Origin of the sequence: Natronorubrum amylolyticum, assembly GCF_052040145.1 — an archaeon.
Lineage (GTDB): Archaea > Halobacteriota > Halobacteria > Halobacteriales > Natrialbaceae > Natronorubrum.
This window is the reverse complement of the sequence record NZ_JBPPFW010000001.1, coordinates 346,103-358,597: the sequence shown is the minus strand read 5'-3', so window position 1 is coordinate 358,597 and position 12,495 is coordinate 346,103. Positions and strand designations below refer to the sequence as shown.

Here is a 12,495-nt window from a genome sequence, read left to right as displayed (position 1 = left end):
CCCGTATATGAACCGTCGACGGGTTCTGGCGGCGGGTGCCACGCTCACGTTGGCCGGCTGCGTTAGTTATCCCGGTAGCGAGACGGACGAACCCACTGGCGAGGCGTTCGCCGTGGAACTCGTCGAGGATGCGATCGCGACGCGGCGCGGAATGACCGATCTCACGGCGCGTCGAACGATGTCAGTCGAGACCCCCGACGGGGCCGTCGAACGAACCGAGGACGTCGTGCGAGCGCCACCTGCTAAACAGCGGATCGAGGTGGTCGAGTCGACCGATCCGAACGCGCCGGCCGGCTCCGTTACGGTGACGAACCGGGAACGGACGTGGGAGTACAATCCGGAGACCGAAATCGTCGACCTGCAGCACCATCCGTACAAGGTCGACACCGACGGGACGAGACGCGTCCTCGAGACCCTCCTCGAGGAGTACCGACTGGGGTACGACGGGACGACGACCGTCGACGGACGCGAGGCACACGTCGTCGAAACCCGTCCGCCGGTCGACGACGTCGGTCGCTCGATCGACCTCGTCGTCGGAGATACGACGTACGTCGTTCCGCTGTCGGCGGCCGATCTCGAGGGACTCGATGTCGCTCGGACGATCTGGATCGACGACGAGTATCGGTATCCGATCGGGGAGCGGAACGCGGTCGAAGAGGACGGCGAGACGCGGTACAGCGTCTCGGTCACGTACGAGGGGCTCTCGATCGACGACGGAACCGACTCGGAGACGTTCACGTTTCAGCCGCCAAGGGATGCACGAGTCGTCACCGACGGTCCCGAACCGGACGGCGTCTTCGAGTCGCGAACGGAAGCGGCGGACGCCGTCCCGTACGATCTGCCGAATCCCGACGTCCCGAACGCGTACAGACTGGACCGGGTGACCGTCGTCGAGAAGGCCGAGCGATTCGGAACGACCACGACGCTGTGGTACAATGATCCGAACGCGGTCGCTCGGGAACTGTTCGTGGTCGTTCGGGAGGTCAGACGGTTCAATTCGAACGTCCTCGAAGAGATCGAAATCGACGGTCGAACGGCCTACTACCGCGACGGCCGGATTCAGAGCATCTTCTGGGAGTGTGACGACCTGAACTACGAGGTCTCGAGTCTGACGGTCGACGAGCCGATCCGCGAGATCGCGGCGTCGATCGGCTGTCCGTGAGACGCCGGCCCGACTCGAGACCGGCGTACTGAACCGTCCGAAGCGGCCGTTTTGAATTCGAAAACTGAACGTAAACGATCCCTAACCATCACCATTATTTATGCCCTATCGCCCGAATGAACGAGTATGACCGGAGTACGTTTCGAGAACGGAAAGCGCGTCATTCACGGCTGGGACGCCGTTTTTAGGGCCGCCTCGGCCGAGCCACGTCGGCAACTCATTGTCTCCCTGCTCGACAGTCCAACCGATCAATCCGTCCCGCTGCCGGAGAGCGCGGTGAACCCGAACGTCCCCCCGAACCCGGACGACCTCCGGCAGGAACTGTTCCACCGACACCTCCCGATGCTGGCGGACATGGGGTTTATCGAGTGGGAGCTCGAGCCGTTCGTCGCCTCCCGCGGTTCCCGATTCGACGAGGTTGCCGTCGTTTTCGACGCCTTACAGGCGGAGGCGACCGACATTCCCGATTCGCTAGTCCTCGGCTGTCAACGGCTCGAGCGGGAGCGCGAACGTCGATCCGGAGACTGAGCCTCCCACCGATTCAGGGTGCGCAGGGGTCGGCATCGACGGTTCACCTCGTGACGGCCGACGTTCGACTTCGCGGATCGGTATCGGTATACGGCGGCCACTCCACAGACCGACCATGAACGTCAGTATCACGCCCTCGAGGGTCGAGGGCTCGGCGCGGGCACCGCCGTCGAAGAGCTACACCCATCGGGCGATTCTCGCCGCGGGCTACGGAGACCGCGCGACGGTTCGCGACGCGCTCTGGAGCGCGGACACGCAAGCGACCGCCCGCGCCGTCGACCTGTTCGGCGGCGACGTGCAGCGACGCGAGGACGGGACCCTCGAGATCGACGGTTTCAACGGCCGACCCGACGTCCCCGCCGACGTCATCGACTGCGACAACAGCGGCACGACGATGCGTCTCGTGACCGCCGCGGCCGCGCTCGCGGACGGCACCTCGGTGCTCACCGGAGACGAATCGCTGCGCACGCGACCCCAGGGTCCGCTGCTCGAGGCGCTCGAGGACCTCGGAACCGAGGCGTTCAGCACGCGCGGAAACGGGCAGGCCCCGCTGGTCGTCACCGGCCCGCTGTCGGGTCGTACGGTCTCCATTCCGGGCGACGTCTCCTCGCAGTACATCACCGCGCTCCTGATGGCCGGCGCGGTCACCGACGAGGGGATCGACGTCGTCCTCGAGACCGACCTCAAGTCCGCGCCGTACGTCGACATCACGCTCGAGGTGCTTGCCGACTTCGGAGTCGACGCGCGCCAGACCGAGGACGGCTTCGCGGTCGACGGCGGCCAGTCCTACCGACCCGTCGGCGGCGAGTACGCCGTCCCGGGCGACTTCTCGTCGATCTCGTACCCGCTCGCGGCGGGTGCCATCGCCGGCGCGGACGGCGGAGCGGTGCGCATCGAGGGAGCGAACCCGAGCGCGCAGGGCGACACCGCCATCGTCGACGTCGTCGACCGAATGGGAGCAGACGTCGAGTGGGATCGCGAGGCGGGAACGATCGACGTCTCGAGCGCCCCGCTCTCGGGCATCGAGGTCGACGTCGAGGACACGCCGGACCTGCTGCCGACGATCGCGACGCTCGGGGCCGTCGCCGAGGGCGACACCCACATCACGAACGCCGAGCACGTCCGGTTCAAGGAGACCGATCGCGTGAGCGCGATGGCCGAGGAGTTGGGGAAGATGGGCGTCGAGACGACCGAGGAGCGCGACTCGCTGACGGTTCACGGCAACGACTCCGACCTCGTGGGGGCGACGGTCTCCGGCCGTCGCGACCACCGGATCATCATGTCGCTCGCGCTCGCGGGACTGGTCGCCGACGGCGAGACGACCGTCGAGGGAGCCGACCACGTCGACGTCTCGTTCCCCGGCTTCTTCGCGATGCTCGAGGACCTCGGCGTCGCGCTCGAGCGATCCGAGTAACGAAGATAAGCAAACCACCGCGTGACGTTTACGGTGGATAGCATACCGTCGGAGATTTTACCGATGTACCTAGCTATATGTGCGTACAAAGATGGTGATAAACCATGGCAGACACCACGCCGGTAATCGTTAGTGCAGTCCGAACGGCACAGGGAAGAGAAGACGGCGCGCTGTCCGAATTCCGTAGCGAGGATATGTCCATCCCGCTGGTCAACGAGATGCTCGCGGAGACAGGCCTCTCCGGCGACGATATCGACGACCTGATGTGGGGCTGTGCCCAGCAGCGCGACGAACAGCGAGCGAACATCGCCCGACAGATCGCCCTTTTCTCCGACCTCGGCGAGGGGGTTCCGGCGACCACCATCGACCGACAGTGTGCCTCGTCCGCGCAAGCGATCATCAGCGCCGCGGATTCGATCGCCGCGGGCCGACAACAGGCGGTGTTCGCGGGCGGCGTCGAGAGCATGAGCCGCGTGAAGATGGGATCGGCCGAGAGCGGGAGCATGCACCCGAAACTCGACGAGGAGTACGGAATGGCCAACCTCATGATGGGGATGACCGCGGAGAAGGTCGCCGAGAAGTACGGCGTCTCCCGTGAGGAGCAGGACGAGTACGGCGCGCGCAGCCAACAGCGTGCCGTCGAGGCGACCGAGGAAGGCACGTTCGACGACGAAATCGTCCCGCTCGAGACCGAGGACGGAGTCCACGATGAGGACGAGGGGCTGCGTCCCGGCACGACCCCCGAGAAACTCGCCGAGTTGCCGACCGTCTTCAAGGAAGACGGCACCGTCACGCCCGGCAACGCCTCCCAGATCGCCGACGGCGCGGCCGGCGTCCTGCTGACCAGCCGGGAGTTCGCCGACGAGAACGATCTCGAGGTCCTCGCCGAAGTCGGCACCAGCTACGTCGCCGGCGTCGACCCGACCGAGATGGGCGTCGGACCCGTTCCGGCGACCGAGGGGCTGCTCGAGCGCGCCGGTCGCGAGATCGACGACTACGGGCTCGTCGAGATCAACGAGGCCTTCGCGAGCCAGACGCTGTACTCCCAGCGAGAACTGGGGATTCCGGACGACCAGCTGAACGTCAACGGCGGCGCCATCGCCATCGGTCACCCGCTGGGCTGTTCCGGCGCGCGCCTGCCCGTCACGCTCGTCCACGAGATGAACCGCGAGGGCGTCGAGCGCGGTATCGCGACCGAGTGTGTCGGCTTCGGTCAGGGAGCGGCGATCGAGTTCGAACTCCCCTGAGACGATTGTTCTGGGCTTTTTGGTCCAGATTTTGCGAGGGTGCTCGTGAACGTAGTGAGCGGAGCACCCGAGATAAAAGGTGGTCGCGTCAGGGAGCGGCGATCGAGTTCGAACTGCCCTGATCGCTCGAGTCGCCGACCGCCTCAACAGTGATCGGCGTCCTCCTCCGTCGTCGTCTCGAACTCCCCGTCCTCGAGCACGAATAGCTCGGTCCCGGGACAGGGATCGTCGAACGACGAGTCCTCGATATCGGTCGTGCTCGGTTCCTCGTCGTCGATACCGACGGTGATTTCGTAGTCCTCGCGCCCGTGGAGGAAGACGACGACGTGGGCCTCGGAGTCGAGATCGTAGCTGCCGTCGAAGGAGGTGGTACCGTCGGCCGACTCGATCTCGAGGGAGACGGCTCGCCGATCCCCGTCGAGGTTCCAGAGTCGGACGCGATGCGGTGGCTCGTCGTCGCTCCGGGAGCCGATCGTCGCTCGAGCGATCGGATCGTCGGGCTCCGCCGGCGGCTCGGGATCGGAGCCGTCCTGGGCGGCTGCCGACTCGGCGAGCGAGAGACAGCCCGCGACCGCAACGCTCGAGGCGGCGACGCCGGCGAGCAACGAACGGCGTTGCATGGTATGTTATAGCAGATATCGTTCGAGACGAAGAGCATTGGGGATGGATGTGCAGCCCCGATTTGGGGTCGTTGCGTCCGAAGCCCATCCCGACTTCGGACTGTTGCGGAATCACGTACCGCTAAGTGTCCCCGTCCCCGAGAGGAGCGTAATGAACGGCAACCGCTTCGGTCGCCTCTTTCAGGTGACCACGTTCGGCGAGAGCCACGGGGAGGCGATGGGCTGTACCGTCTCGGGCTGTCCCGCAGGTCTCGAGCTTTCCGAAGACGACATTCAAGGCGACCTCGACCGACGCAAACCCGGCCAGTCGATGATCACGACCAGCCGCGGCGAACCCGACGCAGTTTCGATCAAATCGGGCGTACAGGACGGCTACACCACCGGCACGCCGATCGGGATGGTCATCCAGAACAAGGACGCCCGCTCGGGCAAGTACGAACCCTTCATCACCGCGCCGCGACCGAGCCACGGCGATTTCACCTACTCGGCGAAGTTCGGCACGCGAAACTGGGGCGGCGGCGGTCGCTCGTCCGCGCGAGAGACGGTCAACTGGGTCGCCGCCGGCGCCATCGCGAAGAAGCTGCTCGCTCGCGAAGGTATCGAACTGAAGGCCCACGTAAACCAGATCGGCGACATCGAAGCCCCGGCGGTCAGCTTCGAGGAGATGCTCGAGCACAGCGAGGAGAACGACGTCCGTTGTGCCCATCCCGAAACCGCCGACGAGATGCAGGACCTGATCGCGGATTACCAGGAAGAAGGCGACTCTATCGGCGGCAGCATCTACTTCGAGGCGCAGGGCGTCCCGGTCGGCCTCGGCGCGCCGCGGTTCGACTCGCTCTCCGCGCGTCTCGGGCAGGCGATGATGGCGATTCCGGCAACCTCGGCGTTCGAGTTCGGGCTCGGAACCGAGGCCGCAGAGTGGACCGGGAAGGATCGAAACGATGACTGGGAATTTGATGACGAGGGCAACCCGACACCCGTCGAGAACGACCACGGCGGCATTCAGGGCGGTATCTCGTCCGGCGAGCCGATCTACGGCGAGGTTACCCTCCACGCGCCGACCTCGATCCCGAAGAGCCAACAGACGGCCGACTGGGAGACGGGTGAACTCAAAGAGGAGAAGGTCATCGGTCGCCACGATCCCGTTCTCCCACCACGTGGCGTTCCCGTCGTCGAGGCCATGCTCGCGCTGACGCTGGTCGACTTCATGCTGCTGTCGGGTCGACTCAACCCCGACCGCGTCGACGACCAGCCCGGCGAGTACGATACCGAGTACCACCCGAGCAACCCGAACAACCGGTAACGACCGTTCTCACGTTTCCGGGTTTTTTGGTGCCAAACTCGAGGCTCGACGGTCTCGAGTGCCACCCTCGAGGCGGTAGTCGGCTCAGTTCTCGCTCGAGGAAGCCAGAACCCACCGCTCTCGCGTTTCGGACGACGTCAGGTCGTCCGACACCGGAGACGACGACTGTGCGTATTCGAGACCGTCGCCGCGAAACCGTATATAACCATTTCCGCTCGCGCAAGTATGGCGTCACCGACGCTGCAATCGGTCGTTCGATCGTTCACAAACAATAGATAAATTCACTAGTACACCGAACGTTCACGGTCAATAATCGCGTATATTGTGTGGTTGTTCATTCTTCACGATAGATGCATGATAATCTATAGCAAAGGCTTTAGGTTACGTAGATCAAAATCGGGGTACGGTTGGCCATACCGGCCACTGATCTACTATGAGCGACGACGAACTTATCTGGCGAGTTGCAGGCGGTTCCGGAGACGGGATCGACTCGACGAGTCAGAACTTCGCAAAAGCGCTGATGCGCTCGGGGCTCGACGTATTCACCCATCGGCACTATCCGTCGCGGATTCGCGGCGGCCACACGTACGTCGAAATCCGGGCCGCAGCCCACGAGGTACAGTCACGGGGCGACGGCTACAACTTCCTGCTCTCGCTGGGCGACTCCTTCGCCCGCAACCCGCAGGAAGAGGCCTACTACGGCAACGAGGAGATCAAACCCCTATCCGAGAACTTAGACGAGTTGCGTGAGGGCGGCATCATCGTCTACGACGAGGGATTGGTCAGCGAGGAGGACGTCGAGGAGATCAACCTCGAGGAGCGCGCCGAGGAGAACGACTGGCACGTCTTCCCGATGGACCTCCGCGGCCTCGCCAAAGAGCACGGGCGCGAAGTCATGCGTAACACCGCCGGTGTCGGTGTCACCGCGGCCCTGCTCGACATGGACCTCGAGCACATCGAGGATCTGATGTCCGACGCCATGGGCGGGGACATCCTCGAGGCGAACCTCGAGATTCTCCACGAGGCCTACGACATGACCAACGAGGAGTACGAGTTCGAGCACGACCTTCGAGCGCCCACGGGCTCACACGACACCGAGCAGGCGCTGCTGTCGGGTTCGAACGCGATCGCCTACGGCGCGATCGACGCCGGCTGTCGGTTCATCGCTGGCTACCCGATGACGCCGTGGACGGACGTGTTCACCATCCTCAGCCAGAACTTCCCCGACATGGGAGGGATCTCCGAGCAGGTCGAAGACGAGATCGCCGCCGCGGCGCTCGCACTCGGTGCGAGCCACGCCGGCGCGAAGGCCATGTCTGGCTCCTCCGGCGGTGGCTTCGCGCTGATGAGCGAACCGCTCGGACTCGCCGAAATGACCGAGACGCCGCTCGTCCTCGTCGAATCGATGCGCGCCGGTCCGTCGACCGGCCTGCCGACGAAACCCGAGCAGGGCGACCTCGAGTTCGTCCTCTATACGAGTCAGGGCGACTCCTCGCGGGTCGTCTTCGCACCGGGGACCATCGAGGAGGCGTACGAACAGACCCGACTCGCCTTCGAGATCGCCTGGGACTACCAGCTTCCGGTGATCGTCATCTACGATCAGAAGCTCTCCGGCGAGAACAAGAACGTCGACGTCGAGTTCTTCGACCGAGAGCCCGCGCCCGACCTGGGCTCGACGCTCACCGAAGAAGAACTCAAGGAGGCCGCTCACGACGCGAGCGGCAAGTTCAAGCGCTTCAACTACGAGGACGCCGAGAACAACGTTGTCCCGCGGTCGCTGCCCGGCCAGAAGGGCGGCCGCTACCTCGCGACCGGGAACGAACACAGCCCCGTCGGACACATCGAGGAAGACCCGGACAACCGAGTCGCGCAGATGACTCGCCGGATCGAGAAGCTCGACACCATTCGCGACGAACTCGACGAGGAACATCCCTCGAACCAGACCTACTACGGCGACGACGACGCCGACTACGGCATCATCACGTGGGGATCGAGCCACGGTGCCGTCGCCGAAGCCGTCGAACGGCTCAACGAGGACGGCCACTCCGTCAAAGGAGTCACCGTCTCGGACATGATGCCGTTCCCCGAGGCGGAGATGACCGAATTCCTCGAGAGCGTCGACGAGGCGATGGTCGTCGAGATGAACGCTACCGCACAGTTCCGCGGCCTGATCCAGAAGGAACTGGGTCTCTTCGGCGAGAAGATGACCAGTCTCCTCAAGTACAACGGGAACCCGTTCGAACCGGCGGAAGTCGTCGAAGGCTACGAGGTCAACCTCGCCGAGGAGGACCGCGAGCCGACCGCACAGGTACGAATCGAACCCGCTGCAGGTGACTAATCATGAGTGCATTCAACGCCATCGGAGAGGAACGAGAGATCGACCGGGACGAGTTCACGCCCGGTGTCGAACCGCAGCCGACCTGGTGTCCTGGCTGTGGCGACTTCGGCGTCCTGAAGTCGCTCAAACAGGCCCTGCCCGAAGTCGGCAGGACGCCCGAAGAGGTGCTGACGGTCACCGGGATCGGCTGTTCCGGCAAGCTGAACAGCTACCTCGACACCTACGGCTTCCACACGATCCACGGCCGCTCGCTGCCCGTCGCTCGGGCCGCGAAGCTCGCCAACCCCGAACTCGAGGTCATCGCCGCGGGCGGTGACGGCGACGGCTACGGGATCGGCGGCAACCACTGGATCCACACGGCCCGGGAGAACCACGACATCACCTACATCGTCTTCAACAACGAGATCTTCGGCCTGACGAAGGGCCAGACCTCGCCGACGAGTCCGAAGGGCCACAAGTCCAAGACCCAGCCATCCGGGAGCGCGAAGACGCCGCTGCGTCCGCTGTCGATGTCGCTGAACGCCGGCGCGAGCTACGTCGCTCGCACGGCCGCGGTCAACCCGAACCAGGCCAAGGAGATCATCGCGGAGGCCATCGAACACGACGGCTTCGCCCACGTCGACTTCCTGACGCAGTGTCCGACGTGGAACAAGGACGCTCGCCAGTACGTCCCCTACATCGACGTCCAGGAGTCCGACGACTACGACTTCGACGTCCACGACCGGCGCGAAGCCGCCGAGATGATGTACGAGACCGAGGACGTCCTCAAAGAGGGGACCGTCCTGACGGGTCGATACTACATCGACGACGATCGGCCGTCCTACCAGCAGGAGAAGTCGGCCGTCGGCGAGATGCCCGACCAGCCCCTCGCCGAGCGCTACTTCGACGAGGACAGCGAGTGGGAGCGCAGCTACGACCTGCTCGACCGCCACAAGTAACCGTCGACGCAGCGTTTCGACGCCGCTCGAGACGTGATTCGATTTTTACCGTAATAGCCTCGACGAGCGACCGCTGCCGGTGAATCAGTCCGAACCGTCTCGTTTTCGACGGTCACCGACGCTGGTCGTTAACACACCGGCTTCGCTGACTCGCCAATCGAGACGGCAGTCTCGCTTTCGTACCCGCTGCCGGCGAACACCGAGTAGTACAGGCCGTCACACGACCACTGGAGTTCGGTTCCCTCGTCGGTGTGGGCGAGCGTTCCCGTCGCGTTCCCCACGGCGACCGGATCGCCACCGGTCGCGAACTGTCGCTGGCCGTCGCTCGTGGTGACCGCGATCGAATCGCCGTCCCCGTTCCGGTAGCTCAGCGTCACCTGCGTTCGGTCCTCGTCGTGGAACACGTACTGACTGATTTCCTCGAGTTCGACGCCGTCGGGAAGCGCGTCGGCCTCGGGTTCGGCGACCGAGAACGGCGCCGCCGCGTCGGCCTCGGCGACCGACTCGTGGTGAGTAATCGTCGGCAGCACGAACTCCTCGGCGTCGCTTCCGTCGTCGGCTTCGGGCGGGTCGAACAGCCCCTCCTCGAGCGGCTCGTCGAGCGAGAGGGACCGATACGTCGTCTCCAGTTCGATCCCGTCGCCGGCGATGGCGTGTTTGACCGGGAACATGCTCTCCCGATCGAGCCAGAGTTCGACCCGGTCGGCGCTTCGCTCGGCGGTATCCACCTCGCTCGTCTCGAGGGGCAACACGTACTCGTCGGGGCCGAGCTGAACGCTGATCGAGCGGTCGATCGTCTCGTTCGCCGGCGGATCGAACTCGACGCGGTAGACCTCGTGGCCGTCGACCGTCGTCTCCTCGATCTCGGTTACGTCGTAGCTCTCGACGTACCGTTCGGGCTGTTCGTAGAGCCCCTCGAGGTAGGATGTCGCGGTCGAATCAATCTCGTAACTCCGCACCGAATCCGCCTCGCGGTCGTGGAAGTAGCGCTCACTGCCGTCGTTGACGATGACCATTTCGGCGCCGTCTTCGGTCGTCTCGATCCGACTCGCGCCGTCGGCACGCAGCCAGACGGTTTCGGTGTGCGTGGTCACTTCACCGTCGACCGTCTCGGTGATTTCGACCGTCGCAGCGGCCGACTCGGGCGGCTCCGTCTCCGCGAATCGATCCTCGAGGTGGTCCTGCGAGACGCCCTCGTCGGGAAGGGCCACACAGCCGGCGCTCAGGCAGGCGAGTGCGACGACCACCAGGAGGAGGGCGGATTGATGAGTGGCATCGCTGGGGGACATGTTCGGCAAGTTGACACCCGTGGCATATTATGTCACCGGTCATCGCCGGGTGGGGTCGACGCGCGACGAGTGCCCTCAGCCACGGTAGCCGAACCCGCGTGCGAACAGTTTCGTGAGGTAGCTCAGGACGAGCAGGGCGACGAGTAGCCCGCCGAGTGCGGTGGGCTGGAACCCGTAGCGTATCTCGCGGATCCCGTAAGCGACGACGAGCGCGCCCATGAGCAGGGCGGTCCCGCCGGCCCACCGAGAGACGTACGCCGGATCGACCGACTCGTCGTAGTTCGCGTGCAGGTCCGCCCGTCCGCGAATCGCGATGAGGTAGCCGAGATACAGGATCGCGATCCCACAGAGCAGCCAGACGGTCCCGCTGATGAGGCTCGGGTCGACCATGTGTTCCGCCGAAACTCGGGTCAGTACGCGAATAAGTCCCTCGGTCCCGTCCCGGTGGATGACGCGACGAGCTTCGGCGAGGTTGTCGGTTCACTCCGTGTCCGAATACCGGCGGTTGACCCGACCGATAGCGGCGTCGTCCCCGGAATTCCGGTCGTTTTCGGATACAAAAGATATTTTTCCGTCCGAGCAAAACAGTATCTCATGAGCACACAGGCGACGGAGGATCGCATCCTCGACGTTCTCGAAGAGGATGCTCAGGCGTCCTACGCCGAGATCGCCGACCGCGCGGACGTCTCGAAGCCGACGGTTCGAAAGTACATCAACAAGCTCGAGGAGGAGGGCGTAATCGTCGGCTACTCGGCCGACATCGACCCAAAGAAGCTCTCGAGCAAGACCATCGCCATGGTGGGGATCGACGTCGCGAGCGAACGCTACGTCGAGGCGACGAACGCTCTCAAGGATCTCGCGCAGATCGAAGCCCTCTACAGTTCCAGCGGGGATCACATGCTGATGGCCGAGGTTCGCGCCGCGGACGGCGACGCGCTGGGCGAGATCATCTCCGAAAGAATTCTCGAGATCGACGGCGTTACCGCGGCGCACCCGTCGTTCCTGCAGGAGCGGCTGAAGTAGTCCGGAGCGTCCGGCCGAGACACTGTTCGGCAGTTTCGTTTTCACGCCGGCCGCCGTGGGTACGGCTATGCCGACCTACGAACGCCAGAGTACGATCGACGCGCCGCTCGAGGACGTCTGGCAGTTTCACTCCCGAATCGAGGGGCTCGAGGCGCTCACACCCGACTGGATGGGGTTGCGCGTCGAGTCGATGATCGGACCGGACGGCGACTCGGACCCCGCCGTTCTCGAGGCTGGGACCGAGATTTCGCTGTCGATGCGCCCCTTCGGCATCGGTCCCCGCCAGTACGTCACCTCCCTGATTACGGAGCGCGAGCGCGAGGACGGCGTCGCCTACTTCCGCGACGAGATGATCGGTGGGCCGTTCGATCACTGGCTCCACACCCACACGTTCTTCGCCGACGGCGAGGAGACGATTCTGCGGGACCGCGTCGAGTACGAACTGCCGTACAGCGGGGAACCCACCATCGGCCGACTCGTCGGTGCGGTCACGCCGTTCTCGCAGGTCGGTTTCGAAGGGATGTTTCGAACGCGCCATCGGCTGACGAAAGCGCGCCTCGAGTGACCGACCACACCGCCTCCCCCGAGCGGCGGCCGGTTCGGCAACTGAACCACGTGCGTTTTGGTGATTCG

12 protein-coding genes are annotated in these 12,495 nt (G+C 64.6%); 9 read left to right on the top strand and 3 right to left on the bottom strand.

Annotated features, from left to right (window positions below; all coding sequences use genetic code 11):
- The first annotated feature begins 7 nt into the window (after window positions 1–7).
- The 4 genes from ACSFDB_RS01785 to ACSFDB_RS01770 all read left to right on the top strand — a co-directional run bounded on the left by ACSFDB_RS01785 (window position 8) and on the right by ACSFDB_RS01770 (window position 4,351).
- Window positions 8–1,162 carry a LolA family protein gene (locus ACSFDB_RS01785; protein ID WP_440769332.1) on the top strand — a complete coding sequence of 385 codons (1,155 nt, stop codon included), beginning with the start codon at window positions 8–10 and terminating at the stop codon, window positions 1,160–1,162.
- Window positions 1,163–1,288: 126 nt separating this feature from the next.
- Window positions 1,289–1,690, top strand: a complete 402-nt coding sequence (locus ACSFDB_RS01780) for a hypothetical protein (protein ID WP_440769331.1) — start codon at window positions 1,289–1,291, stop codon at window positions 1,688–1,690.
- A gap of 115 nt (window positions 1,691–1,805) precedes the next feature.
- The gene (gene aroA / locus ACSFDB_RS01775; protein WP_440769330.1) at window positions 1,806–3,104 is read left to right on the top strand and encodes a 3-phosphoshikimate 1-carboxyvinyltransferase; all 1,299 of its coding nucleotides are present in this window, start codon (window positions 1,806–1,808) and stop codon (window positions 3,102–3,104) included.
- A 104-nt stretch (window positions 3,105–3,208) separates the two neighbouring features.
- The gene (locus ACSFDB_RS01770) at window positions 3,209–4,351 is read left to right on the top strand and encodes a thiolase family protein (RefSeq protein ID WP_440769329.1); all 1,143 of its coding nucleotides are present in this window, start codon (window positions 3,209–3,211) and stop codon (window positions 4,349–4,351) included.
- Window positions 4,352–4,494: 143 nt separating this feature from the next.
- On the opposite strand, the gene ACSFDB_RS01765 is transcribed toward ACSFDB_RS01770, so the two are convergent.
- Window positions 4,495–4,971, bottom strand: coding sequence for a hypothetical protein (locus ACSFDB_RS01765; RefSeq protein WP_440769328.1), 477 nt, complete (start codon window positions 4,969–4,971; stop codon window positions 4,495–4,497).
- A gap of 151 nt (window positions 4,972–5,122) precedes the next feature.
- On the opposite strand from ACSFDB_RS01765, the gene aroC reads away from it, so the two are divergent.
- From aroC to ACSFDB_RS01750, 3 genes are all read left to right on the top strand, one after another.
- The gene (gene aroC, locus ACSFDB_RS01760; protein WP_440769327.1) at window positions 5,123–6,274 is read left to right on the top strand and encodes a chorismate synthase; all 1,152 of its coding nucleotides are present in this window, start codon (window positions 5,123–5,125) and stop codon (window positions 6,272–6,274) included.
- Between the two features lie 433 nt (window positions 6,275–6,707).
- The gene (locus tag ACSFDB_RS01755; protein WP_440769326.1) at window positions 6,708–8,612 is read left to right on the top strand and encodes a 2-oxoacid:acceptor oxidoreductase subunit alpha; all 1,905 of its coding nucleotides are present in this window, start codon (window positions 6,708–6,710) and stop codon (window positions 8,610–8,612) included.
- 2 nt (window positions 8,613–8,614) lie between these two features.
- Entirely contained in the window at window positions 8,615–9,550 is a 936-nt protein-coding gene (locus tag ACSFDB_RS01750) for a thiamine pyrophosphate-dependent enzyme (protein WP_440769325.1), read from the top strand.
- Window positions 9,551–9,678: 128 nt separating this feature from the next.
- On the opposite strand, the gene ACSFDB_RS01745 is transcribed toward ACSFDB_RS01750, so the two are convergent.
- Complete coding sequence (locus tag ACSFDB_RS01745) at window positions 9,679–10,839, bottom strand: LolA family protein (protein ID WP_440769324.1); 1,161 nt, start codon at window positions 10,837–10,839, stop codon at window positions 9,679–9,681.
- A gap of 75 nt (window positions 10,840–10,914) precedes the next feature.
- Complete coding sequence (locus ACSFDB_RS01740) at window positions 10,915–11,229, bottom strand: hypothetical protein (protein ID WP_440769323.1); 315 nt, start codon at window positions 11,227–11,229, stop codon at window positions 10,915–10,917.
- Between the two features lie 204 nt (window positions 11,230–11,433).
- Here ACSFDB_RS01740 and lrpA1 point away from each other — a divergent pair, with 204 nt between their 5' ends.
- Window positions 11,434–11,862 (top strand): HTH-type transcriptional regulator LrpA1, encoded by a 429-nt coding sequence (gene lrpA1 / locus ACSFDB_RS01735; RefSeq protein ID WP_440769322.1) that lies wholly within the window; start codon window positions 11,434–11,436, stop codon window positions 11,860–11,862.
- A gap of 67 nt (window positions 11,863–11,929) precedes the next feature.
- Entirely contained in the window at window positions 11,930–12,427 is a 498-nt protein-coding gene (locus ACSFDB_RS01730) for an SRPBCC family protein (protein WP_440769321.1), read from the top strand.
- The last annotated feature ends 68 nt before the right edge of the window (window positions 12,428–12,495 follow it).

Bases quoted from the DNA above. Each gene is read 5' to 3' on its own strand.
- lrpA1 (WP_440769322.1), top strand. From the start codon at position 11,434: ATGAGCACACAGGCGACGGAGGATCGCATCCTCGACGTTCTCGAAGAG.
- ACSFDB_RS01745 (WP_440769324.1), bottom strand. From the start codon at position 10,839: ATGTCCCCCAGCGATGCCACTCATCAATCCGCCCTCCTCCTGGTGGTC.
- ACSFDB_RS01785 (WP_440769332.1), top strand. From the start codon at position 8: ATGAACCGTCGACGGGTTCTGGCGGCGGGTGCCACGCTCACGTTGGCC.
- aroC (WP_440769327.1), top strand. From the start codon at position 5,123: ATGAACGGCAACCGCTTCGGTCGCCTCTTTCAGGTGACCACGTTCGGC.
- ACSFDB_RS01765 (WP_440769328.1), bottom strand. From the start codon at position 4,971: ATGCAACGCCGTTCGTTGCTCGCCGGCGTCGCCGCCTCGAGCGTTGCG.
- ACSFDB_RS01770 (WP_440769329.1), top strand. From the start codon at position 3,209: ATGGCAGACACCACGCCGGTAATCGTTAGTGCAGTCCGAACGGCACAG.
- ACSFDB_RS01755 (WP_440769326.1), top strand. From the start codon at position 6,708: ATGAGCGACGACGAACTTATCTGGCGAGTTGCAGGCGGTTCCGGAGAC.
- aroA (WP_440769330.1), top strand. From the start codon at position 1,806: ATGAACGTCAGTATCACGCCCTCGAGGGTCGAGGGCTCGGCGCGGGCA.
- ACSFDB_RS01750 (WP_440769325.1), top strand. From the start codon at position 8,615: ATGAGTGCATTCAACGCCATCGGAGAGGAACGAGAGATCGACCGGGAC.
- ACSFDB_RS01780 (WP_440769331.1), top strand. From the start codon at position 1,289: ATGACCGGAGTACGTTTCGAGAACGGAAAGCGCGTCATTCACGGCTGG.
- ACSFDB_RS01740 (WP_440769323.1), bottom strand. From the start codon at position 11,229: ATGGTCGACCCGAGCCTCATCAGCGGGACCGTCTGGCTGCTCTGTGGG.
- ACSFDB_RS01730 (WP_440769321.1), top strand. From the start codon at position 11,930: ATGCCGACCTACGAACGCCAGAGTACGATCGACGCGCCGCTCGAGGAC.